Origin of the sequence: Streptococcus infantis, from assembly GCF_015546995.1 — a bacterium.
GTDB classification, from domain to species: Bacteria; Bacillota; Bacilli; order Lactobacillales; family Streptococcaceae; genus Streptococcus; species Streptococcus infantis_J.
Genome location: NZ_JADMUH010000014.1, coordinates 22,791 through 47,269 on the forward strand (window position 1 = coordinate 22,791; position 24,479 = coordinate 47,269).

Consider the following 24,479-nt stretch of genomic DNA (forward strand, 5'->3'; position numbering starts at 1 on the left):
GGTATAATGATAAAGAATTTCTATAGAAAAGAGAAAAATATGGCAAATTATGCAATTATTTTAGCAGCGGGTAAAGGTACCCGTATGAAATCAGATCTACCTAAAGTTATGCACAAGGTTGCGGGAATTTCAATGCTTGAGCATGTTTTTCGTAGCGTTGGCACAATTAATCCTGAAAAAACAGTTACTGTAGTTGGACATAAGGCAGAACTTGTTGAACAAGTTTTAGCTGGACAGACTGATTTTGTGAGACAGTCCGAACAATTAGGTACTGGTCATGCGGTTATGATGGCCGAACCAATTCTTGAGGGTCTTTCTGGACAAACATTGGTCATTGCAGGTGATACACCATTAATCACGGGTGAAAGTTTGAAAAACTTGATTGATTTTCATGTGAATCACAAGAACGTGGCCACTATCCTTACCGCAGAAGCTGAAGATCCATTTGGTTATGGACGTATTGTTCGCAATGATAATGCTGAAGTACTAAGAATTGTTGAACAAAAAGATGCGACTGATTTTGAAAAGCAAATCAAAGAAATCAATACAGGAACTTATGTTTTTGATAATGCTCGTCTCTTTGAAGCTCTAAAAAATATCAATACGAATAATGCTCAAGGCGAATACTATATTACAGACGTGATTGGTATTTTCCGTGAAGCTGGTGAAAAAGTCGGAGCCTATACTCTTAAAGACTTTGATGAAAGCCTCGGAGTCAATGATCGTGTAGCACTTTCTACAGCAGAAGCTGTTATGCGTCGTCGTATTAACCAAGCTCACATGATTAATGGCGTTAGTTTTATAAATCCAGAAGCGACTTATATTGATATTGATGTTGAGATTGCTCCAGATGTACAAATTGATGCTAATGTAACCCTCAAAGGTTCTAGTAAGATTGGTGCTGAGACTATTTTGACGAATGGAACTTATATTGTCGATAGTACTATCGGTTCAGGTGCAGTGATTACCAACTCTATGATTGAAGAGAGCACAGTTGCTGATGGTGTTACAGTCGGACCTTATGCTCATATCCGTCCAGGATCAAGCTTGGCAAAAGATGTTCATATCGGAAACTTTGTCGAAGTAAAAGGTTCTTCAATTGGTGAAAATACTAAAGCGGGTCATTTGACTTACATTGGAAACTGTGAAGTTGGAAGTGACGTCAACTTTGGTGCAGGAACCATCACTGTAAATTACGATGGTCAACACAAGTTTAAAACAACTATTGGTAACAATGTTTTCGTTGGATCTAATTCAACTATCATTGCACCGGTAGAACTAGGAGATAACTCTCTTGTCGGCGCAGGTTCAACGATTACTAAAGATGTCCCAGCAGATGCAATTGCGATTGGACGAGGTCGTCAAGTTAATAAGGATGAATACGCAACTCGTCTTCCTCACCATCCTAAAAACAAATAGGAGCAAACCATGGAATTTGAAGAGAAGACGATTAGTCGAAAAGAAATCTATAAAGGTCCTATTTTCCAACTGGTACAAGACCAGGTTGAACTTCCCGCAGGAAAAGGGACAGCTCAACGCGATTTGATTTTCCATAATGGTGCAGTATGTGTTCTTGCAGTTACTCCAGAAAATAAGATTGTTCTAGTCAAGCAATATCGCAAGGCGATTGAAAAAATTTCTGTTGAAATTCCTGCAGGAAAACTAGAAATTGGAGAAAATGCTGATCCTGAAGCGGCAGCCCTTCGCGAATTGGAAGAAGAAGCTGCCTACACTGGAAAACTGACTCTTTTGTATGATTTCTATTCTGCTATTGGTTTCTGTAATGAGCGATTAAAACTTTATTTGGCAAGTGATTTGACAAAGGTTAGAAATCCACGTCCACAGGATGAAGATGAAACTTTAGAATTACTTGAAGTTAGTCTTGAAGAAGCTAAACAACTGATCCAGTCTGGTGATATCTGTGATGCCAAGACTATCATGGCTATCCAGTACTGGGAATTACAAGAAAAATAGGGGAGGAACCTATGGGAAAACCTTTATTAACAGACGAAATAATCGAGCGTGCAAATCGTGGTGAAGATATCTCTGGTCCTACTTTAGTAGATGATCAAGAAACAAAGATATTGTCAACTTCATCTCAATATGATGGATATTCGCGTTCAAGAGACCACGGATTTAGTCAAGATACCTTAACGATCGAAGTTGAACCTCAAATCCATAAGAGTCGTCGAATTGAAAATACTAAGAGAAATGTTTTTAACTCAAAACTGAATAAGATTCTATTTGCTGTTATTCTTCTCTTGATTTTGCTAGTTTTAGCAATGAGATTTATTTAAGGGGAATGTCATGAAAATTGGAATTATAGCAGCTATGCCAGAAGAGCTAGTTTATCTGATTCAACATTTAGAAAACACTCAAGAAGAGACGGTATTAGGAAATCAGTATCATACGGGTAAAATTGGTTCAGTCGAGCTTGTCTTGGTCGAGAGTGGAATTGGTAAAGTCATGTCTGCTATGAGTGTTGCAATCTTAGCTAACCACTTTAAAGTAGATGCTGTCATCAACACTGGTTCAGCTGGTGCTTTAGCAGAAGGAATCGAAGTTGGAGATGTGGTCATTGCTGATAAGTTAGCCTACCACGATGTTGATGTGACTGCTTTTGGTTATGAATACGGTCAAATGGCCCAACAACCACTCTATTTCGAATCTGACAAGAAGTTTGTCAGTTTGATTCAAGAGAGTTTGTCTAAACTTAAACAAAAATGGCATTTAGGTTTGATTGCGACCGGTGATAGTTTTATTGCGGGCGAAGATAAAATTAAAGCTATAAAAGAACATTTTCCTCAGGTTCTTGCTGTGGAGATGGAAGGAGCGGCTATCGCTCAAGTAGCTCACGCTCTTAATCTACCTTTCTTAGTTGTCCGTGCCATGAGTGATAATGCTAACCACGAAGCTTCTATTTCATTTGATGAATTTATCGTAGAAGCAGGACGCAGATCGGCTCAAGCCTTGTTGACACTTTTACAATCTATTCATGATTAATATAAAAAGAACACATATTAGTGTTCTTTTTTTAGGAAAAAAGGAAGCTTGTCTCTGATAGAGTTATTTTCGGTCTTTTTTGATATAATAGAAACATTGATTTGAAGAATAGGAAGAGAAAATGAACCCTTTATTAAACGGTATGAATGACCGACAGGCAGAAGCGGTCCAAACAACAGAAGGTCCACTGCTGATTATGGCGGGGGCTGGTTCTGGGAAAACACGAGTTTTGACCCATCGTATTGCTTACTTGATTGATGAAAAGATGGTCAATCCATGGAATATCCTAGCTATTACCTTTACCAATAAGGCCGCTCTTGAAATGAAGGAGCGTGCCTATGGTTTAAATCCAGCTACCCAGGATTGTTTGATTGCGACTTTTCACTCTATGTGTGTTCGTATCTTACGTCGTGATGCAGACCATATCGGCTATAATCGTAACTTTACCATCATCGATCCAGGTGAGCAACGAACACTGATGAAACGCATTCTCAAGCAATTAAACTTGGATCCTAAAAAGTGGAATGAACGGACTATATTGGGAACCATTTCAAATGCTAAGAATGATCTGATTGACGATGTTGCTTATGCTGCTCAAGCAGGAGATTTATATACAAATATTGTCGCTAAGTGTTATGAGGCCTATCAAAGGGAACTCCGTCAGTCTGAGTCTGTGGACTTTGATGATTTGATTATGTTGACCTTGCGTCTCTTTGATCAAAATCCTGACGTCTTGACTTACTATCAGCAAAAGTTTCAATATATCCATGTCGATGAGTACCAAGATACCAACCATGCCCAGTACCAACTGGTCAAACTGTTGGCTTCTCGCTTTAAAAATATCTGTGTTGTTGGGGATGCGGACCAGTCTATCTACGGATGGCGTGGTGCTGATATGCAGAATATCTTGGATTTTGAAAAGGATTATCCTCAAGCCAAGGTTGTTTTATTGGAGGAAAACTATCGCTCAACCAAAACCATTCTCCAAGCAGCTAATGACGTTATTAAAAACAATAAAAATCGCCGTCCTAAGAATCTCTGGACACAGAACGCAGATGGCGAACAGATTATTTATTATCGTGCTAATGATGAACAAGACGAGGCTGTTTTTGTAGCCAAAACCATCGATGAACTTGGTCGAAGTCAAAACTTCCTACACAAAGACTTTGCAGTTCTTTATCGTACTAATGCCCAGTCACGTACTATTGAGGAGGCCCTTCTCAAGTCCAATATTCCTTATACTATGGTTGGTGGTACCAAATTCTACAGCCGTAAGGAAATCCGTGATATCATTGCTTACCTCAATCTCATTGCCAACCTAAGTGATAATATCAGTTTTGAGCGTATCATCAATGAACCAAAGCGTGGTATTGGACCAGGAACTGTTGAGAAGATTCGAGACTTCGCAAACATGCAAGAAATGTCCATGCTGGATGCTTCAGCAAATATCATGTTATCAGGAATTAAGGGTAAGGCAGCCCAGTCTATTTGGGACTTTGCAAATATGATTCTGGATTTGAGGGAGCAACTGGACCGACTAACTATTACAGAGTTAGTAGAAGCAGTATTAGAAAAAACAGGCTACGTTGATATTCTGAATGCTCAGGCAACATTGGAGAGTAAGGCCCGGGTTGAAAATATCGAGGAGTTCTTATCTGTTACAAAAAATTTCGACGACAATCCTGAGAGTCAAGAAGAGGAAACTGGCTTGGATAAACTTAGTCGTTTCTTGAATGACTTGGCTTTGATAGCAGATACCGACTCTGGTAGTCAGGAGACATCTGAAGTAACCTTGATGACTCTTCACGCGGCCAAAGGGCTTGAGTTTCCAGTTGTCTTTATTATCGGGATGGAGGAAAATGTCTTCCCACTCAGTCGCGCTACTGAAGATCCAGATGAATTAGAAGAAGAACGTCGTTTGGCCTACGTAGGAATCACGCGAGCTGAGAAAATTCTCTATCTAACCAACGCTAACTCTCGCTTGCTTTTCGGGCGTACAAGCTACAATCGTCCGACCCGTTTTATCAACGAGATTAGTTCAGATTTGTTGACTTATCAAGGATTAGCACGTCCGGCTAATACAAGTTTTAAAGCGTCTTATAGTGGCGGAGGAACAGCATTTGGTAAGGGAATGAGTTTGGCTCAGGCGCTTCAAGAACGAAAACGGAATGCAGCTCCTACATCAATCCAATCAAGTGGTTTACCATTTGGACAATTTGCGGCTGGGAATAAGCAAGATTCTAGTGATACAAATTGGTCTGTTGGGGATATTGCCCTTCATAAAAAATGGGGTGAAGGAACTGTGCTGGAAGTTTCAGGCAGTGGATCCACTCAAGAATTGAAAATCAATTTTCCAGAGGTTGGTCTTAAAAAACTCTTAGCCAGCGTAGCACCAATTTCGAAAAAGTAAGTTTCTAAACGAATAAAATACCCTCTTGAAATAGCAAGAGGGTATTTTTTGATTCTCTTATCACAAGATTGTGATAATTTACGTTTTCATAACAATGGAAATTTTTGCTTACATGGTTTTGAAAAATAGTGTATAATACAGTGGTTCTAAGTCGAAAGGAGAAGAAAATGACTGAAAAGCAAATGAAAACGTTGGGTTGGATTGCAACCTTTATGTCTGTTATGATGTATATCTCATATATTCCACAAATTATGAACAACCTTGCAGGTCAAAAGGGAAACTTTATCCAGCCAGCAGTAGCTGCAATTAACTGCAGTCTTTGGGTTTACTACGGACTCTTTAAAAAAGAACGTGATATTCCTTTGGCAGCAGCCAATGCACCAGGTATCGTTTTTGGGATTATCACAGCTTTGACAGCTTTATTTTAAAAATAAAAAGCAACTAGCAGAATGTTCTGCTGGTTGCTTTTATTTGTTTACAAAATATATTTTTCAATAGCGCGTGCAACGCCCTCTTCTTCGTTGCTAGTTGTTACGGCATCCGCGAGAGATTTGACGTAGTCGCTGGCATTTCCCATAGCAATCCCTAACCCTGCAAACTCCAACATCTCAATGTCGTTATTGGCATCACCCATTGCCATGATTTCAGAAGGTTGGATATCTAAAATCTCAGCCAAACGAGAAAGAGCAGAAGCCTTGGTTGTACCGAGTGGCATTGCTTCATAGATCACTGGTTGAGAACGAACACCGCTAAATCTCTGACAAAGTTCATCAGCAAATCGTTGTTCAAAGTCATCTGTTTGTTCTTTTGTCCCTAAAAACATTCCCTGGAACATACGATATTTACCGCTGGTAGCTTCCTCAAGTGAGATTTCAGTCAGGTCAGCAAAGACAAGTGTCGCATCATATTCAACAATAGGATTTGGTTTGCCTCCGAGAACGAAGTAGTGTTCCTCATCAAAGAGAGTCAACTGAACCTCACTCTTTTCAGCAAGGTCATTGAGGTATTCGATGTCAGATTTGCTAAGTTCCCGCCAGTCAACAAGGCCCCAGTCACTGGTTTGGTGGGTAGAACAACCATTGTTGACAATAACGTATTCATTTTGCAAATCAAGACCGAGTTTTTTGTAGTAGGGAAGAACTCCAAAGAGAGGACGACCAGTACATAGAACCAGTTTGATACCTTTTTCGATAGCCTTATGAATGGCATCAATATGAGCCTGAGGAATTTCCTTGGCTTCGTTTAGCAGAGTTCCGTCCATATCTAGGGCAAGTAATTTAATCATAGTATTTCCTTTTTATGTGTTTTGCCTATATTATAGCATATTTTGAGGCAAATAAGTCTAAAGCTAAGTGAAATGCCATTTCTATTTAGGTTTTTAGTAGATGGATAACAAAAATATGATATACTAAATTAGTAATATATTTAATATTATACTGATAATGGATAAAAAAATCAAAGGATTTATCATGAAAAGAAGAACAGTACAGATTTTACTAGCCTTGTTAGTAATTATTTATAGGAAGACATGGTTTTGGTGGATTTTTAATCATTTTGCAGGTAGGCTTGTACCTGCTAGTAGAGAATTTTTTCAAATTCTTGCTTTTTTAGAGTTTAGCGTTACTTTTCTAGCTATTCTTTATTTACTAGTATTCGAAGGTAGGAAAATTCTTGAGTTGAAGTGGAAATGGAGATATCCAGTTTATTTGCTTCTTGCTTATGGAGTCAATCATCTTTCAGGTATTGTGTTTTCCTTTTTAACCCCAGCAACGTCCAATCAAATGGCTTTAAATGAATTAGTTGAGATGACAGGGCGACAAGAGTTACTATATTTATTGCTTATTACTTGTCTTCTAGGACCAATTACAGAAGAATTGGTTTATCGAGGAGTTCTGATGAATACATTTTTGAAAGATTCACCTTGGTATGGAGATGTTTTGCTATCAGCCTGTGTCTTTGGCTATGTGCATGTTTCTGATGGTATAACACCACTTGCCTTTTTCACCTATGCAAGCGGAGGAGCGATTGTAGCATTCCTCTACCGAAAAACTCATTCTCTCTATTATCCCATTTTGCTCCATATCATGATTAACATTTTAGCATTTTGGGAATTATGGGTACTCTTGTTTTCTGGTAGTTAATAACTATAAAAGGTCGGATTTTATTCCGACTTTTTTGATATGGTACAGGTTAAAATTAGGGCTTTATATCAATCTGTTTTTACTTAAAAAATGATATAATAAAAGGTAATGACAAAAACAAACGAGGCAGAGATGAAACTACTTTATACCGATATTCGGACTTCTTTGACAGATATCCTAACCAAGGAGGCTCAAGGACTAGTTGCCCAAGGCAAACGAGTCTTTTATATCGCCCCTAACTCTCTTTCTTTTGAAAAGGAACGTGCCGTGCTGGAGTGCTTGAGTCAGCAGGCTTCTTTTGCTATCACAGTCACGCGCTTCGCCCAAATGGCTCGTTATCTGGTTTTAAATGATATTCCTGAGAGGTCAAGTCTCGACAATATTGGTCTTGGTATGGCTTTCTATAAGTGTCTGTCTGAGATAGACGCTAAGGATTTTCGTGTTTACGGGGCTATTAAACAAGATCCGCAATTCATCCAGCAACTGATTGAGATTTATCATGAGATTTCAACTGCAAATATGAGTTTTTTGGACTTAGAAAGTCTATCTGACGCTGATAAACGTTCTGATTTACTCTTGATTTTTGAAAAGATAACAGCTTATTTAAATCAAGGTCAAGTTTCACAGGGGAGTCCATTATCCTATCTGATTGATGCTATCGAAGAAAACAAGGTAAGTAGTGATTTTAGTAAGATTGCCCTAGTTATTGATGGTTTTACTCGTTTTTCTGCAGAAGAGGAACACCTAGTGGATTTACTTCACCGTAAGGGTGTTGAGATTATTATTGGTGTATATGCGTCTAAGAGAGCCTATAATAGCTCTTTTAGTGAAGGGAACCTCTATCAAGCCAGTGTTGAATTTCTACGTCATTTAGCTTTTAAATATCAGACCAAGGCAGAAGATGCATGTCAAGAACATAAAAATCTTGATACTTTTGCCAAGGCCTCAAAATTACTGGAAAGTGCTTATGATTATTCTGAAATTAGCTTAGAAGTGGATGCTAAGGATAGAGAAGACTTGCAAATCTGGTCTTGCCTGACACAAAAAGAAGAATTAGAATTGGTGGCTCGAAGTATTCGCCAAAAATTACACCAAGAAGCTGAACTAAGCTACAAAAATTTTCGAATCTTATTAGGAGACGTAGAGTCTTATAAACTGTCCTTGCAGACAATTTTTAATCAATATCAGATTCCCTTCTATCTGGGGAGAAGCGAGTCTATGGCTCATCATCCTTTGACTCAATTTGTAGAATCTGTGGGACGTCTCAAACGGTACTATTTCCGTCAGGAAGATTTGATAAACCTCTTACGAACTGGCTTATATACCGACCTTAGTCAAGAGGAAATTGATAGCTTTGAACAATATATCCGCTATTTAGGTATTGATGGACTTTCTAACTTTAAACAAGAATTTACAAAAAATCATCATGGAAAATTTGATTTAGAAGAATTAAATGAGCTGCGTGTCCGTGTCCTAAATCCACTAGAAACTTTATTATCCAGTCGTAAGCAAAAGACTGAAAATATCCTTGCAAAATGGAATAACTTTTTGAAGGACGCATCTGTTACCAAGAAATTACAATCCTTATCTGAAACGATGGATGCGGCAGAACAAGAAAGACAAGAGGAGGTCTGGAAAGCATTTTGCCACGTAATGGAGCAATTTGCTACTGTATTTGAAGGTTCTCAGGTTGCTTTAGATGATTTCTTGGCTCTTCTTCATTCAGGGATGTCCTTATCAAATTATCGTACAATCCCAGCAACGGTAGATACGGTTCTGGTGCAAAGTTATGATTTGATTGCGCCTTTGACTTCTGATTACATCTATGCACTTGGCTTAACCCAGGACCATCTACCTAAAATCACCCAAAATACTAGTCTTTTAAGTGATGAAGAAAGAGAAGTTTTAAACCAAGGTACTGAAGAAGGCTCTCAATTATTGATTGCTAGTCATGAAAATCTTAAGAAGAATCGCTATACCATGCTTTCTTTGGTAAATTCTGCTAAGAAGCAATTGGTCTTATCGGCACCAAGTTTACTCAATGAAAACGAGAGTAAAGAGTCAGTATATCTGAAAGAATTTCAGGATTTTGGTTTTACCAAGATTGAAAAGAGAATCGATCGAAAAAACCTATCAAAGGATGATATTGGTTCTTATCACAGTCTTTTGTCTAGTCTTGTTGCTTATCACCAGCAAGGTGAGTCGGAGACAAGTGAGCAGGACTTAACCTTTATTAAGGTTCTAGCTCGTGTCATGGGGAGAAAATTAGAAGATCAAGGGCTTGATAATCCTGTCCTACCGACAAGTCCAAAAAGTAAGACCTTAGCTACTGAAACTTTGGAAGCCTTGTATCCTCAAGATCAAGATTTTTATCTATCAACTTCTGGATTGACAGAGTTTTATCGAAACGAATACAGTTATTACCTTCGATATGTCTTAGGCTTACAGGAAGAATTGCGACTGCGACCTGATGCACGAAGTCATGGAAATTTCTTGCATCGTATTTTTGAACGAGCTATGAAACTTCCTGTTGATACACCTTTTGATCGTCGTTTAGAACAAGCAATCTCTGAAACCAGTCAAGAGCGAGAATTTCAAGCGATTTATCAAGAAAGTTTGGAAGCCCAATTAACCAAGGAAGTTCTTTTAGACGTTGCGCGTGCAACTGGGCATATACTTCGTCACAATTCTGAAATTGAAACAATTCAGGAAGAAGCAGTCTTTGGTGGTAAGGAACAAGCTTTTGTTCAGTTAGAAAACGGCAGGAATGTCTATGTCCGTGGTAAAGTCGACCGTATAGATCGCTTAAAGACAAGTGAAGCCATTGGTGTTGTCGATTACAAATCTTCTCTAACTCAGTTTAACTTCCCTCTCTTCTATAACGGCCTTAATTCACAGTTACCAACCTATCTAGCTGCTCTTAAGAAAGAAGGAAATACCGACTTCTTTGGTGCTATGTATTTAGAGATGGCTGAGCCAATTCAGTCCTTACAAACTGTTAAAACTCTTTCAAAGGCTTTAGCAGAAACGACTAAGAGTATGAAATATCAAGGGCTATTTCTTGAAAAAGAAATAAAGAATCTTGGGGAACTTTACAATAAAAACAAGACCTATCAGTTGTCTGATGAGGAATTCCAGTTATTGATGGACTATAACGCCCTTATCTATAAAAAGGCGGCAGAGAAGATTTTATCTGGTAGTTTTGCTATCAATCCTTACACAGAAGACGGCAGAAGTATTGCTCCTTATGTCCAACAATATCAGTCGATAACTGGTTTTGAAGCTAATTACCATTTAGGTCAGGCAAGATTGTTAGATAAGGTCGCTAAGAGCAATGATAAAGAAACATGGTTTAATAAAATTAGAGAGGAGTTGGAGCGATGAAATTTTTATCCCAAGAAGAGATTGAAAAGTTGCAGATAGAAGAAGCTCATTCTGACAAGAAAACAAAGAAAACTGCTGAGCAAATTCAAGCTATTTACAGTTCTGGTCAAAACATTCTGGTCTCAGCATCAGCTGGCTCAGGAAAAACTTTTGTCATGGCTGAACGAATTCTTGATCAACTAGCGCGTGGAGTAGAAATTCGCCAACTCTTTATCTCAACCTTTACAGTCAAGGCAGCAACCGAGTTAAAAGAACGATTGGAAAAGAAAATCAGCCAACAAATCCAAGAGACTCAAGATATGGAGCTAAAAAAGCATCTTGGAAGACAATTAGCTGATTTACCAAACGCTGCTATTGGAACTATGGACTCTTTTACTCAGAAGTTCCTGGCTAAACATGGTTATCTTCTCGATTTTGCTCCAAACTTCCGCATTCTTGAGAATGAAAGTGAGCAACTTATCTTAAAAAACGAAGTCTTTCGGCAAGTTTTTGAAAAACACTACCAAAGTAAGGAACAAGAACAGTTTAGTCAGCTAGTCAAAAACTTTGCGGGTAAAAGTAAGGATGCACGTGGATTGCGTAAACAGGTCTATATGATTTATGAGTTCTTACAATCCACTAGTAATCCTCAGGCCTGGCTACAGGACTCTTTCTTAAAAGGATTCGAAAAGGCCAATTTTACAAGTTCTAAAGAAAAGCTGGTTCAAGACATTCAGCAAAGACTCTGGGATTTGGAAAGTTTCTTTTGTTACCATTTAGAGAATGATGCCAAGGAATTTGGAAAAGCAGCTTACTTAGAAGCTATCCAACAAGTTCTTGATGAAATTGGAGCTTTAACAAACGAATCTACTTTTAGTCAATATCAAGAAGTTCTAGAGCGAGTTGTGAGTATTTCTAAAGATAAGGGTGGCCGTGCTCTCACAAATGCTAGTCGCAAGGCTGAACTCCTAGAACTGAAAGAAGCGTACAACCAAGAGAGAAAAGACAAGTTTGAAAAGCTAATTGCACTAAATGATCAAATTACCTTATTGAAATTCCAGGAAAAATATCATCAAGAGTCTTGGGACTTAGCAAAGACTTTTCAAGTTTTCATGAGTGATTTTGTTGATGCCTATCGAAAGCGTAAACGTGAAGAAAATGCCTTCGAATTTGCGGATATTAGTCACTATACTATTGAGATTCTGGAAAACTTCCCTCAAGTTCGAAAAGAGTATCAGGAACGCTTCCACGAAGTCATGGTCGATGAGTACCAAGATACCAACCATATCCAGGAAAGAATGTTGGAGCTCCTCTCAAACGGCTATAATCGTTTTATGGTGGGAGATATCAAGCAGTCTATTTATCGTTTTAGACAGGCAGATCCCCAAATCTTCAATGAGAAATTCCATAGTTTTGCTCAAGATAGTGAAGAAGGTCAGTTAATACTGCTCAAGGAAAACTTCCGTAGTAGTTCAGAAGTACTAAATGCTACCAATGACGTCTTTAAGCATCTCATGGATGAGGAAGTTGGAGAGATTTCTTATGACGGCATGCATCAACTTGTTTTCGGAAATACTGATTTACACCCAGATCCAGAAAACGAGGCAGAAGTACTCTTGTATGATAAGGATGTTGACGATGATTCTAAGGAAGAGGAAGAGTTTTCGACCAACAAACTGACTGGTGAAATGCGAATGGTCATTAAGGAGATATTACATCTTCATAATGATAAAGGGGTTCCTTTCAATGACATTGCTCTCTTGACTGCCAGCAGAAGTCGGAATGACCAGGTTTTACTTGCTTTGTCGGAATATGGGATACCAGTTAAAACTGATGGCGCTCAAAACAATTATTTGCAATCTTTAGAAGTGCAGGTTATGTTGGATACTCTTCGTGTCATCCATAATCCTCTTCAAGATTTCGCTTTAGTAGCTCTGATGAAGTCTCCAATGTTTAGTTTTGACGAGGATGAATTGGCTCGATTAGCCCTTCAGAAATCTGAGGATAAGGTTCAAGAAAACTTTTATGAGAAACTAGTCAATGCTCAAACAAAAAATAGTATTCAAAAGGATTTAATAAAATCTGAACTCCATAAAAAGCTTAACCTTTTCATGGAAACTGTTAATTCTTGGCGTTTGTTCTCAAAAACGCATTCGCTTTATGACCTTATTTGGAAAATCTATAGTGAACGTTTCTACTATGATTATGTTGGTGCTTTACCAAATGGTCAGGCTAGGCAGGCAAACCTCTATGCCCTAGCACTACGAGCTGACCAGTTTGAAAAGAGTAATTTTAAAGGCTTATCACGTTTCATAACTATGATTGATCAAGTCTTGGAAGCTAAGCACGACCTTGCCAGTGTCACTGTAGCTCCACCTAAGGATGCTGTGGAGCTTATGAGTATTCATAAGAGTAAGGGGCTTGAGTTCCCTTATGTCTTTATTCTCAATATTGATCAGCAATTTAACAAGCAAGATTCCATGTCTGAAGTTTTCCTAAGTCGTAAAAATGGCCTTGGTCTTAAGTACGTAGCTAGAGTAGCTACAAATGCAAAAGAGGAATATCTTCCATCTACGATTAAGTTATCCATTCCAAGCTTGACTTATACTCAAATTGAGGAAGAACTCCAATTAGCAAGTTATTCTGAGTTGATGCGTTTACTGTATGTAGCCATGACTCGTGCTGAGAAAAAACTCTATCTTGTCGGAAAGGGATCGAGGGAAAAGTTGGAGTCTAAAGAATACCCGACAAATGGGCAAGGTCTTTTGACTCGTGAAACTAGACTTGATGCTCAAAATTTCCAGGACTGGATTTGGGCCATCTATCAAGCTTTTTCTAAAGAGGACTTACACTTTAGTGTTCGTTTCGAGGGTGAAGAACAACTGACAGAAGAAGCTATCGGTAAATTGGAAACTAAAAGCCAGCTTCAAGATCTTTCTCAGGCAAGCAACCGTCAGTCTGATACCATTAAGGAAGCTTTAGAAATGCTGAAAGAAGTGGAAGTGTATAATGAAATCCACCGTGCAGCGATTAATCTTCCGAGTGTTCAGACCCCAAGTCAGATTAAGAAGTTTTATGAACCAGTCATGGATATGGAAGGTGTAGTAGTAGCTGGTCAATCTAAACCAAAAGAAACTATGATTCAGTTTGAACTTCCAGACTTCTCCAAGACAGAAAAAGTCACTGGAGCTGAAATTGGTAGTGCTACTCATGAATTGATGCAACGAATCAATCTCGCTAAGAAACCTACTTTGGAAACCTTGACAGAAGCCTTGGAGCAAGTTCAGGCGACTTCAGCTGTTAAAGATAAAGTTAATCTAGACAAAATCTTGTCCTTCTTTGATACAGCTCTTGGTCAAGAGATTCTAAAAAATCAAGATAAACTTTATCGAGAACAACCCTTCTCTATGTTAAAAAGAGATGCTAAGAGTCAGGAAGACTTTGTTGTTCGTGGGATTTTAGATGGTTATCTCCTTTATGAGGATAAAATTGTTCTCTTTGACTACAAGACAGATCATTATGAATATCCAAGTCAACTGATTGAACGTTATAGAGGTCAATTATCTCTATATGCAGAAGCCTTGTCTCGTTCTTACCAAATAGATCAAGTTGAAAAATATTTAATCTTACTTGGCAAAGATATGGTTGAGGTGTTCGAAGTTAACTAATCTAGTAAAAACTATTGCCTTAACGGCAGTAGTTTTTATTTATTTTCAGTTATGGTATACTAGTTTCAGAAAAGGATGTTAAAGAATCTATGTCAAAAGAAATCGATATCGAACACTATCACCAATTAGCTTTACAAAAACAAAAAGAGCATCGTAAATTTCTTGGAAATCTGAAAAAGAAAGCTCCAAAAAACCTAGATAAGATTGCGCTGGAGATTCACCAAGAAGTGTTTGAAGAAATTGATTGTACAGCCTGTGCTAACTGTTGCAAGAGCCTTGGACCAGACTTTAAAGAAGCAGATATTACACGTATTGCCAAGTACTTTAAAATGAAATTACCAGCCTTCGAAGATGAATTTCTACAGGTAGATGAAGACGGTGATAAGGTCTTTAAGTCAATGCCATGTCCATTTCTCGGTGGTGACAATCTATGTTCTATATACGATGTTCGTCCTAAGGCCTGTAGAGAATTTCCACATACCGACCGTAAAAAGATTTATCAAATTAATAATCTGACTATCAAAAATACTTTAACCTGTCCCGCAGCCTATCTCTTCGTCGAGAAATTAAGAGATAAAATAGAATAAATAGTTTATTTTATAATAAATTCCATCCTCAAATTCATTAGCTATTTGAGGATTTTTGTATATTTATTAATATTGATTGTCTTTGCTTTCTAAAGGAAATGAGTTCCAGTCTTAAAGTTTCTTTAACTTTTTCTTAAAGAAAACTGATATAAGGTATCTTTAAGCGAATTTTTGTATAGTTATACCATCACTAAGAAAGGAGTGCCGGTATGAACTATATAGTAATTCCAGCTTATCAACCTGATAATAAACTTATCAAACTCATCGAAAAAATCCACGAAAAGAGTGATTTTCGTATTCTAGTTATCGACGACGGAAGTTCATCAAAGTGTCAAAATATCTTTGATAAAGCAGAACAATATGCTACGGTACTCCGTCACCAAGTGAACCAAGGTAAAGGCCAAGCGCTTAAAACGGCCTTTGATTATATCCGACAACAAAATAGCTATGGAACGGTTGTAACGGCAGACGCGGATGGGCAACACAAAATCTGGGATATTTTCCGTGCGGCTAACAAAGCTTCTGAAAATCCTAACAAGCTAATCTTGGGTGTGCGTGCATTCACAGGTAAAGTTCCTCTCCGGAGCCGTTTTGGGAATAGCTTGACAAAAGCACTCTTTAAATTACAAACAGGAGTAGGAGTAACAGATACTCAGACAGGCCTTCGCGCCTTTACAACAAATCTCATTCCTTTTATGCTAAAGATCGAAGGTCAACGTTATGAATACGAAATGAATATGCTTCTGGAAGCATGCAAAGAATATGAAATCTTAGAAGTACCAATAGAAACCGTCTATATCAACGATAATGAAGGATCTCACTTCCGTCCGATTAGAGATGGATTAATGATTTATAAAAATATCTTTAAATTTGCCTTGTCATCTCTCAGTAGTTTTGTTGTAGACTATATCGTTTACGCTATTGCAATCTTGTTTTTACCAACAGCGCCAACAAGTTTCCGAATTTTCCTAGCTAACGGGCTAGCTCGTGTGACAAGCTCTGTTTTTAACTACTCTACAAATAAAAAACTAGTCTTTAAAAACGACGATAGTCTTGTGAAAACAGGGATGGGGTACTTTGGTCTAGCAGTCGGTCTCTTTGTCTTAGACACGCTACTAATTCGTCTCTTCTATACAGTCTTTGGTATCAACCTTCTGATTGCCAAAGTTATCGTCGGCATCCTTCTCTTCGCTGTCTCTTGGACAGTGCAAAAGAAATTGATTTTTAAGGAAAGGACATCTACGGTACTATGAAATTTTTAAAGAAACCATATGCTTATGCTTCGGTTCTCGGTTTACTCTTGACAGGATCCTTTTGTTACTCAATGTTGAAGACTTTTGTACTCGCTGAAACTATTTCGACAGTAGCAACAACTAATACAAGTTCCAATACAGCTCAAGCTAGTCAAGCAGCTGAAACAGCAACAGTAACTAACTCAAGTTATAAGGACGAGAATATCTCTATCAATTTGACTGAAACGACGGTTAATCATACCCAAGTGTATGTTGCAGATGTTACAGTAAGTTCATCAGAATATCTAAAAACAGCATTTGCTCAAAACTCATTTGGAACAAACGTAACAGCTAAAACATCTGTCACTGCTGCAGAAAATGATGCAATTTTAGCAGTCAATGGTGACTATTACGGTGCTAACTCTTCGGGTTATGTTATCCGTAATGGAGTTGTCTATCGTGATACTGTCCGTGAAAATTCTAATAATGGTGATTTAGCCATTTATAAAGATGGTTCTTTCAAGATTATTTACGAGGATCAGATTTCAGCTGAGCAACTAGTCAAAGACGGAGTTATTAATCTCTTAGCTTTTGGCCCTGCCTTGGTCGAAAATGGTGAAATAGCAGTAGGAAAAAACCAAGAAGTTGGACAAGCTATGGCTTCGAATCCACGTACAGCTATTGGTATTATCGACGAAAACCACTACATTATTGTAGTTTCTGACGGACGTACTTCTGAAAGTGAAGGTCTCTCTTTGTATCAGCTAGCTGAGGTTATGAAATCCTATGGTGCAAAAACTGCCTACAATCTTGATGGTGGGGGATCCTCTACACTTTACTTCAACGGTCAGGTTATCAATAAACCAACGACTGGAGGAAACAAAATTTCAGAAAGGGCGGTGAGTGATATTGCCTACATCGGTTATTAATCCTAACAAAAAACGTTTTAAGAAAGTAGTCATTTCTTATACACTAATTACGATTTTCTTCTTTGCCTTCTCTAGAATTTATGAAGCATTCAGTTTTGGTGAGACATCTGTTCATATGCATTACTTGTTCGCCGTACCTCTTATTGGAGGAATTCTACTAGTAATCTTTCTCAAAGTTCTTCCACATTTCTCTCGTATCAGTCTAAATTTATGGAATTCGGCAGTAGCGATTATTATAACAGGTACGATTTTCCGAGGAATTGTCAATCTATCTGGTCGTTCAACTACTCTTGATGCCCCTTACTGGTATGTCGGTATCAGTTTTGCGGCCCTTGCTATTTTATCTATCTTTATAAAACCGTTTCTAACTAATAAGCGTACCAAAGTAATAGAAGGTTAATTATCAGAATAAAAAAGTAGTCGTTCAGATATTGTTCGACTACTTTTTGTTGACTTTTATTTCTAAATTGTTTTAACAATATTACAACTTTCTTTCTTCTTAAAGACCTTACTTTTATAATTAAAATTATATTGTATAATAAAGTGGATAAATGTCGTCTTTAAAACGATAAGTAAGAAGTATAAAATATAGGGAATATAAAATTGAAAGGATAAAAATGAAAAAGATATTACTAGCAAGTACAGTTGTTCTTTCTATGGCCGGGATTTCTAAAACAACTGTATTAGCAAAGGAAAACCAAGCTACAAACAAAGTTCAAAGTTCAGAAAAAACTGTAGCAAATGGAACGAGTAAGGAAGCTAAAGAGAAAAAGCAAGCTCAAGGTCAAGAGCAGAAGGATAAGCAGAATCAAAACGAAACACAAATCAAGGCAGAAAAGGATTCTTCTCAATCTGAACAGAAACAAGAAACAGCCCTTACCAAGGATAACTCTTCAACAGAAGAAATTACTGAAGAGGTCAACAAAGAAGGTTGGCAAAAAGAAAATGGTCAATGGCGTTATTATGAAAGTAAAAAGGCTGTTACGAATTGGAAAAAAATAGCTGGTCATTGGTATTATTTTAACCAAGATGGTATCATGCTTAGCAATACAGTTTATGATGACTATCTCTTTAATAAAAGCGGTGCTATGGTTGAAACTTCTTGGGTAAAAATAGATGAGAAGTGGTTTTATGCCACAGAATCAGGAAAGATTATCCGCAACAAATGGGAAAAAATTAACGGTTCATGGTATCGTTTTGACGAAACTGGTATCATGTTAAGCAAAACTATTTATAATGACTATCTTCTTCAGACTAGCGGTGCTATGGCTGAAAAGAACTGGGTAAAAATGGATGAAAAGTGGTACTATGCTACTGATTCAGGAAAAGTCGTTCGTAATAAATGGGGAAAGATTAACGGTTCATGGTATCGTTTTGATGAAACTGGTATCATGTTAAGCAAAACCATTTATAATGACTATCTTCTTCAGACTAGCGGTGCTATGGCTGAAAAGAACTGGGTAAAAATGGATGAAAAGTGGTACTATGCTACTGATTCAGGAAAAGTCGTTCGTAATAAATGGGAAAAGATTAATAGCTCTTGGTACTTATTTGATAAAGACGGGGTCATGTTGAGTAGTCAATGGAAAGATAAATACTACCTAAAAGATAGTGGCGCCATGGCTCAAAACGAATGGTTCTTTGATAAAAAATACAATAGTTGGTTCTACCTAAAATCAGATGGTTCTTATGCTGAAAACCAATGGCAAGGGTCCTACTATCTCAAATCATATGGTTATATGGCCAAGAATGAGTGGATCTTTGATAAGAGTTACAATGCTTGGTATTATCTAAAAGATGATGGACTATATGCTACTGGAACACTCAAAATCAATGGTAAAAATTATAGCTTTGAAAATAACGGGAAGTGGATCTCTAATCCATCTAGTTATTATAAAGTAAAACCAATAACAGCCTATGTTTATAGTGCTTCTGGAGCTAGACTTAGCTATATTTCTCAAGGTACTATAGTTGCTGTTTCTGACACAGAGTCTCAAGGTGACAGACTCCCAGTCCAAATTTCTGGACTTTCAGGCTTTATGAATAAGAGTGACCTTATAGCTGTAAATGCTAGTGACGAGTTTATCCCTCATTACACAAGCGATGGTCGTTATCTTTATCACGAGTTATCACCTTATACAAGTATTCGTGTAGCACCTCATAGTTCATCTATGGCTATTGGTACAAAATACTATTCATCAGATGGCGTTAACTTTGATAACTTTAAAGTTGAGAACCCATTCCTCTATAGAGATCTAAGAAAGCCAACAAATTATACAGCAGAAGAATTGAATAAGGTTTATTCTCTTATGAATATTCAGGGCAGCCGCCTTGCAGGTAAAGGAGAGGTCTTCAAAGAAGCGGAGAAACGCTATCAGGTGAATGCGCTTTATCTAATGGCGCACAGTGCTCTAGAAAGTGCATGGGGACGTAGTCAGATTGCTAACGATAAGAATAACTTCTTTGGTATTGCTGCCTATGATACTACTCCATATGATTCTGCAAAAAGTTTCGACAATGTTGATAAGGGAATCCTAGGGGCAGCTAAATGGATCCGAGAGAATTATATTGATGAAGGTAGAACCCATCTTGGTAATAAATCATCTGGAATGAACGTTCTTTATGCTTCTGATCCGTATTGGGGTGAAAAGATTGCGAGTATCATGATGACCATCAACAGTAAACTAGGTGAAAAAGACTAAAAATATATTTAAAATCGATGACTATAAAATGGTTATCGATTTTTGTTTGTCTTAATGATCATGAAACAAAAAGAGGATTTACCTTTTAGTAAACCCTTTTTTTGTTTATGAACTTAAATCATCTAAAATTAGACCACTTTAATTTTGTTCATTAAAATTAGTTATTTTTAGATTTAAGTGAATTTCTAACAACTAGAATTGATGAAACAAGGATGATAGTACCAAGAATTGTTACAAATGTTCCTTTTCTTTCACCAGTTTCTGGAAGCCCTGGTTTATCCTTAGTTGTAGTTACTGTAGATTTAGGCTCTTCAGTAGTAGTTGTTGTAGTTGAAGTAGTCTTAGGCTCTTCAGTTGTAGTTGTTGTGCTTGAAGTAGTCTTAGGCTCTTCAGTTGTAGTTGTTGTGCTTGAAGTAGTCTTAGGCTCTTCAGTTGTAGTTGTTGTGCTTGAAGTAGTCTTAGGTTCTTCAGTAGTAGTTGTTGTAGTTGAAGTAGTCTTAGGCTCTTCAGTAGTAGTTGTTGTAGTTGAAGTAGTCTTAGGCTCTTCAGTAGTAGTTGTTGTAGTTGAAGTAGTTGTAGGCTCTTCAGTTGTAGTTGTTGTAGTTGAAGTAGTTGTAGGCTCTTCAGTTGTAGTTGTTGTAGTTGAAGTAGTCTTAGGTTCTTCAGTTGTAGTTGTTGTAGTTGAAGTAGTCTTAGGCTCTTCAGTTGTAGTTGTTGTAGTTGTAGGCTCTTCAGTAGTAGTTGTGGTTGTAGTTGTGGTTGTAGTAGTAGTTGAAGTTTGATCGCCATCCACACCACCATTTGCATTGATGTTTGCCACAGATGCGTTTACTTCTTTGGCCACAACCGCAGTTTCACCTTTGACTTGGTACCAAACTTTTGTGTTGTTCTTGAAGTCTTTTTGCTTTTCATTTTCTATTTTTGTACGATAGAAAATTAGAACGCCAGTCTTGTTGATCAAGTCTTTTGGAATTGTAACAGTGATTTTTCCAGAAGCATCAATTGTGAATGTTGATCCAGGAAAGGCTGCTAAGAAATCGTCGATAGCAGTTTCACCGCCGTAATATCCAGGTTTATTACCTGTTGTAGTAATACTGAAGCTATCTTTAACAAGTGAATGTCCACCTTGGACTTCATCTTCAACACGAACGTCGCCGTCCACTTCTAAGTTCATTGCGTTGATTGTCAATGTCCAAAGAATGTGTTCAGGGTCGTCAGCGTGCATGTCCCCAGCTTTTAAGTAGAATGGAGCGTGGTTTTCGCCAGTCGCCTCTTTCTTAACGCTTAAATCAACTGTCTTATCTCCACTGATGATAGTAAATTTACCAACATGTTCTTTATCAGTTGCTGTATTATTATGAACTTCAATCTCAAATTCACCCCAACCACGGATGTTTTGAAGGTTTTTGATAGCTTCGTTAAAAGTAACAGTAGCAGAGCCATCAGTAATGACCATGTCTCCAACGTAAGTTCCGTCAATGTTTAGAGGAATAGTCTTTTTAAAACCTACCCCATAGACTGTACCAGAACTAGTCCAATTAACTTTTAATGTATCACCTGGTTGGATTTTTTGTGCGTGCTCGTCAAATGTAAACTTAACAGTTGTTTGTCCACCATCTGTGATTTCATTTGATGAAACAGTCAGTGAGCTAATATTATTACTGACATCTCCAGCTTTTACCACATCAGACTGCGAAAATACTATGAACAATAAGGGTAAAAATACAAGAAAGAAGACTTTTGCAAGTCTACTTAGATTATTTTTTTTCATTTCCTTCTCCTATTTGTCTCCAATTTTTACACATTTTTGTATGTTAATACCAAAACTTACAAATATATGCATAATTATATAGGTTAATTTTTCAAGACAACACTACTAAAAATGCACCTCCTACTAGTCAATTATCAAAAAAATATCCTATAAGGTGAATTATATCACAAATAAATAAAACTTCAAATATTTAACTGTTTTAAGTATAAAATTATATCAAATTCGCTGAAAAAATTTAAACATTTACTTTGTACAATGTTTGTATGCAATGATTCATTCGTTGAGGAAATGAAAAAGGACTATTTTGAAATAGTCCTTTATATAGTTAATCAATCTTTAACCTTATTCTTTTTCATTTTTACGTAAGAATGCAATGGCAACGATTGATGAAATGAGAGTTGCAAAACCAATGATAGTAACCAATGTTCCTTTTCCTTCACCAGTATTTGGAAGTTCAGGTTTGTCATTTGTTGTTGTTACTGTAGTCTTAGGTTCTTCACCAGTGGTTGTTGTAGTTGTTGTGCTTGAAGTAGTCTTAGGCTCTTCAGTTGTTGTTGTTGTAGTTGAAGTAGTTGTAGGCTCTTCAGTTGTAGTAGTTGTACTTGAAGTAGTTGTAGACTCTTCAGTTGTTGTTGTAGTTGAAGTAGTTGTAGACTCTTCAGTTGTAGTTGTAGTTGAAGTAGTTGTAGACTCTTCAGTTGTTGTTGTAGTTGAAGTAGTCGTTGGCTCTTCAGTTGTTGTTGTAGTTGAAGTAGTCTTAGGCTCTTCAGTTGTAGTTGTAGTTGAAGTAGTTGTAGGCTCTTCAGTTGTAGTTGTAGTTGAAGTAGTTGTAGGCTCTTCAGTTGTAGTAGTTGTAGTTGAAGTAGTTGTAGACTCTTCAGTTGTTGTTGTAGTTGAAGTAGTTGTAGACTCTTCAGTAGTTGTTGTAGTTGAAGTAGTTGTAGGCTCTTCAGTTGTTGTTGTAGTTGAAGTAGTCGTTGGCTCTTCAGTTGTTGTAGTTGTTGTAGTTGTAGGCTCTTCAGTTGTTGTAGTTGTTGTAGTTGTAGGCTCTTCAGTTGTTGTAGTTGTTGTAGTTGTTGTAGTTGTTTCTTCTTTTGGATTCACAATTGTTTTAGTTACTGAATGATCAGCTCCAAAATCGTCAACATTAACTTCTGTATCTGCTACTTTGATGACATAACCTGATGGTGCTTCTGTTTCTGTCAAGATATATTTATCTTTTAATAATGCATTAACAGTAATTTTACCATTTTCATCTGTTTCGTATTCACCGATCACTTGATTGTTGGCTTCACGTACTACTTTAAATTTAGCACCTTTAAGCGGTTGATTCTCATTATCAACTTTTTGGATATTGATTGAGTAAACATAACCAAGACCAGCACCACCAGCAATTTGAACTAAAGCAGCATTGGTTACTTCTTTAACAACAACACCTTTACCTTTTAATGTAGCGTCATTCTTCAATAATTCGCCATCAACGGGTTCATAATTTAAACGTACGTTATAAGAAATACGATATTGGTCTTCTTCTGTCATGTCCCCTAATTCGACAACAAAAGATTGTCCATCTTCACTAACTGTAATCTTGTGTTGGTCAGTTACATCAACACGGTCAGAGAATTGCCATTCTCCATCTACGAATGCAAATTTACCTTTGATAACTTTAATACTATCTTTTACATAGCTAGCATTTGTAAATTTCAAGTGGTCCTCAATCGTTACACCTTGAATATTCTCTTTTGTACGATTGACTGAAATAGTGTATTGGACCTCTCTTTTATCACCTTCATTAACCCAACTAGTCTTTGATAAAAGTTTTGGATCACCATCACCGATACCTTTAAATGTAACCTTACCAGCAGGTTTTGTTTCTTTGTTTATCGTAATTTCAACTGGGATTTCTCCTTGTTGAGGGTGTTTTTTGAAATCGACACGAGCATAGAAGAAGAAAGATCCTTCAGTATCTGAGTGTTTTTCAGCATAATCCGTATAAGTTAAAGTAATGGACTTGTTATCAGCACTTAGTTTTGCATTTGCAATCACCTCATTTGTATTGATATCCTTGATTTCAATATTATCAGAGTTAATCATTAGAGCATCAGGCACCGTAATTATCGTTTGATCTCCTGCCTTAACATCTTTTCCTAATTTAAAATCTGCATTAAGACGGAATGTAGCCCATTGCGCTAAATCCCAAGTTAGATCTCCACCTTCATTATTTGATACCTTAACATTTGTGATTGTATCTACAATTTTTCCAGATGCTGAAACCTCAGGGGTTTCAGCAAATGTCTTATTCAAACTAAATACAAAGACAGTTGTCAATAAGCAAATAATAAAAGAAAAGATTCCCAATTTCTTTTTGTTCTTCATTATTTTCCTTCCCTTTTGTAAGATTGGTATTCTTAAGATACAAAAAAATATTGCACTTTAAGTAATACTCCCTAAGTAAATTATTATATATAGGATGATTTTATAGACACCCTTATTGCTGTCCTCCTCCTAGTCTTTTACTAAAACTATCCTATAAGCGAATTATATCACATTATAATGTCTACATCAATAATATATATGCGGAATTTACTATAAATTAAAAAAATCACAAAGAATTAGAATTTATCTGTTTTTTAAGAAATAAAATGATAGAAAAACGTTTACATTCTTTGTTAT

General features: G+C 37.1%; 17 protein-coding genes. 14 read left to right on the top strand and 3 right to left on the bottom strand.

Translation table 11 applies throughout. From position 1 onward, the window contains the following. Positions 1-39 precede the first annotated feature (39 nt). From glmU to I1J71_RS06030, 6 genes are all read left to right on the top strand, one after another. Entirely contained in the window at positions 40-1,419 is a 1,380-nt protein-coding gene (gene glmU, locus I1J71_RS06005) for a bifunctional UDP-N-acetylglucosamine diphosphorylase/glucosamine-1-phosphate N-acetyltransferase GlmU (protein WP_195184091.1), read from the top strand. A 9-nt stretch (positions 1,420-1,428) separates the two neighbouring features. Beyond that, the gene (locus I1J71_RS06010; RefSeq protein WP_195184092.1) at positions 1,429-1,974 is read left to right on the top strand and encodes an NUDIX hydrolase; all 546 of its coding nucleotides are present in this window, start codon (positions 1,429-1,431) and stop codon (positions 1,972-1,974) included. 11 nt (positions 1,975-1,985) lie between these two features. Further along, a complete protein-coding gene (macP, locus tag I1J71_RS06015) occupies positions 1,986-2,297 on the top strand; it encodes a cell wall synthase accessory phosphoprotein MacP (RefSeq protein WP_195184093.1) in 312 nt (103 codons plus the stop codon). Positions 2,298-2,307: 10 nt separating this feature from the next. Further along, on the top strand, positions 2,308-3,003 hold the full coding sequence (locus I1J71_RS06020) for a 5'-methylthioadenosine/adenosylhomocysteine nucleosidase (RefSeq protein ID WP_195184094.1): 696 nt from the start codon (positions 2,308-2,310) through the stop codon (positions 3,001-3,003). Positions 3,004-3,124: 121 nt separating this feature from the next. Beyond that, a complete protein-coding gene (gene pcrA / locus I1J71_RS06025; RefSeq protein WP_195184095.1) occupies positions 3,125-5,413 on the top strand; it encodes a DNA helicase PcrA in 2,289 nt (762 codons plus the stop codon). A 167-nt stretch (positions 5,414-5,580) separates the two neighbouring features. Then, entirely contained in the window at positions 5,581-5,841 is a 261-nt protein-coding gene (locus I1J71_RS06030) for a SemiSWEET family transporter (protein WP_006150712.1), read from the top strand. Positions 5,842-5,888: 47 nt separating this feature from the next. On the opposite strand, the gene I1J71_RS06035 is transcribed toward I1J71_RS06030, so the two are convergent. After that, entirely contained in the window at positions 5,889-6,698 is an 810-nt protein-coding gene (locus tag I1J71_RS06035) for a Cof-type HAD-IIB family hydrolase (RefSeq protein ID WP_195184096.1), read from the bottom strand. Positions 6,699-6,882: 184 nt separating this feature from the next. On the opposite strand from I1J71_RS06035, the gene I1J71_RS06040 reads away from it, so the two are divergent. From I1J71_RS06040 to I1J71_RS06075, 8 genes are all read left to right on the top strand, one after another. Next, complete coding sequence (locus I1J71_RS06040; RefSeq protein WP_195184097.1) at positions 6,883-7,554, top strand: CPBP family intramembrane glutamic endopeptidase; 672 nt, start codon at positions 6,883-6,885, stop codon at positions 7,552-7,554. 132 nt (positions 7,555-7,686) lie between these two features. After that, complete coding sequence (gene rexB / locus I1J71_RS06045) at positions 7,687-10,938, top strand: ATP-dependent nuclease subunit B (protein WP_195184107.1); 3,252 nt, start codon at positions 7,687-7,689, stop codon at positions 10,936-10,938. Next, the gene (addA, locus tag I1J71_RS06050) at positions 10,935-14,585 is read left to right on the top strand and encodes a helicase-exonuclease AddAB subunit AddA (protein ID WP_195184098.1); all 3,651 of its coding nucleotides are present in this window, start codon (positions 10,935-10,937) and stop codon (positions 14,583-14,585) included. The genes rexB and addA overlap by 4 nt, the downstream gene beginning before the upstream one ends. 89 nt (positions 14,586-14,674) lie before the next feature. Beyond that, positions 14,675-15,172 (top strand): YkgJ family cysteine cluster protein, encoded by a 498-nt coding sequence (locus I1J71_RS06055; RefSeq protein ID WP_195184099.1) that lies wholly within the window; start codon positions 14,675-14,677, stop codon positions 15,170-15,172. Between the two features lie 209 nt (positions 15,173-15,381). After that, a complete protein-coding gene (locus I1J71_RS06060; protein ID WP_195184100.1) occupies positions 15,382-16,425 on the top strand; it encodes a bifunctional glycosyltransferase family 2/GtrA family protein in 1,044 nt (347 codons plus the stop codon). Further along, the gene (locus I1J71_RS06065) at positions 16,422-17,333 is read left to right on the top strand and encodes a phosphodiester glycosidase family protein (RefSeq protein ID WP_195184101.1); all 912 of its coding nucleotides are present in this window, start codon (positions 16,422-16,424) and stop codon (positions 17,331-17,333) included. Before I1J71_RS06060 ends, I1J71_RS06065 begins: the two co-directional genes overlap by 4 nt. Beyond that, positions 17,314-17,733, top strand: a complete 420-nt coding sequence (locus I1J71_RS06070; RefSeq protein WP_195184102.1) for a hypothetical protein — start codon at positions 17,314-17,316, stop codon at positions 17,731-17,733. Before I1J71_RS06065 ends, I1J71_RS06070 begins: the two co-directional genes overlap by 20 nt. 217 nt (positions 17,734-17,950) lie before the next feature. Next, positions 17,951-20,035 (top strand): glucosaminidase domain-containing protein, encoded by a 2,085-nt coding sequence (locus I1J71_RS06075; RefSeq protein ID WP_195184103.1) that lies wholly within the window; start codon positions 17,951-17,953, stop codon positions 20,033-20,035. Positions 20,036-20,192: 157 nt separating this feature from the next. Here I1J71_RS06075 and I1J71_RS06080 read toward each other — a convergent pair whose 3' ends face one another. Continuing rightward, the gene (locus I1J71_RS06080; RefSeq protein ID WP_195184104.1) at positions 20,193-21,806 is read right to left on the bottom strand and encodes a Gamma-glutamyltranspeptidase; all 1,614 of its coding nucleotides are present in this window, start codon (positions 21,804-21,806) and stop codon (positions 20,193-20,195) included. 342 nt (positions 21,807-22,148) lie between these two features. Next, positions 22,149-24,182, bottom strand: a complete 2,034-nt coding sequence (locus I1J71_RS06085; RefSeq protein WP_195184105.1) for an Ig-like domain-containing protein — start codon at positions 24,180-24,182, stop codon at positions 22,149-22,151. Between the last annotated feature and the right edge of the window lie 297 nt (positions 24,183-24,479).

What these genes read in the sequence shown, in the direction of transcription:
- glmU (WP_195184091.1), top strand. Translation starts at nt 40, where the DNA reads ATGGCAAATTATGCAATTATTTTAGCAGCGGGTAAAGGTACCCGTATG.
- I1J71_RS06010 (WP_195184092.1), top strand. Translation starts at nt 1,429, where the DNA reads ATGGAATTTGAAGAGAAGACGATTAGTCGAAAAGAAATCTATAAAGGT.
- macP (WP_195184093.1), top strand. Translation starts at nt 1,986, where the DNA reads ATGGGAAAACCTTTATTAACAGACGAAATAATCGAGCGTGCAAATCGT.
- I1J71_RS06020 (WP_195184094.1), top strand. Translation starts at nt 2,308, where the DNA reads ATGAAAATTGGAATTATAGCAGCTATGCCAGAAGAGCTAGTTTATCTG.
- pcrA (WP_195184095.1), top strand. Translation starts at nt 3,125, where the DNA reads ATGAACCCTTTATTAAACGGTATGAATGACCGACAGGCAGAAGCGGTC.
- I1J71_RS06030 (WP_006150712.1), top strand. Translation starts at nt 5,581, where the DNA reads ATGACTGAAAAGCAAATGAAAACGTTGGGTTGGATTGCAACCTTTATG.
- I1J71_RS06035 (WP_195184096.1), bottom strand. Translation starts at nt 6,698, where the DNA reads ATGATTAAATTACTTGCCCTAGATATGGACGGAACTCTGCTAAACGAA.
- I1J71_RS06040 (WP_195184097.1), top strand. Translation starts at nt 6,883, where the DNA reads ATGAAAAGAAGAACAGTACAGATTTTACTAGCCTTGTTAGTAATTATT.
- rexB (WP_195184107.1), top strand. Translation starts at nt 7,687, where the DNA reads ATGAAACTACTTTATACCGATATTCGGACTTCTTTGACAGATATCCTA.
- addA (WP_195184098.1), top strand. Translation starts at nt 10,935, where the DNA reads ATGAAATTTTTATCCCAAGAAGAGATTGAAAAGTTGCAGATAGAAGAA.
- I1J71_RS06055 (WP_195184099.1), top strand. Translation starts at nt 14,675, where the DNA reads ATGTCAAAAGAAATCGATATCGAACACTATCACCAATTAGCTTTACAA.
- I1J71_RS06060 (WP_195184100.1), top strand. Translation starts at nt 15,382, where the DNA reads ATGAACTATATAGTAATTCCAGCTTATCAACCTGATAATAAACTTATC.
- I1J71_RS06065 (WP_195184101.1), top strand. Translation starts at nt 16,422, where the DNA reads ATGAAATTTTTAAAGAAACCATATGCTTATGCTTCGGTTCTCGGTTTA.
- I1J71_RS06075 (WP_195184103.1), top strand. Translation starts at nt 17,951, where the DNA reads ATGAAAAAGATATTACTAGCAAGTACAGTTGTTCTTTCTATGGCCGGG.
- I1J71_RS06080 (WP_195184104.1), bottom strand. Translation starts at nt 21,806, where the DNA reads ATGAAAAAAAATAATCTAAGTAGACTTGCAAAAGTCTTCTTTCTTGTA.
- I1J71_RS06085 (WP_195184105.1), bottom strand. Translation starts at nt 24,182, where the DNA reads ATGAAGAACAAAAAGAAATTGGGAATCTTTTCTTTTATTATTTGCTTA.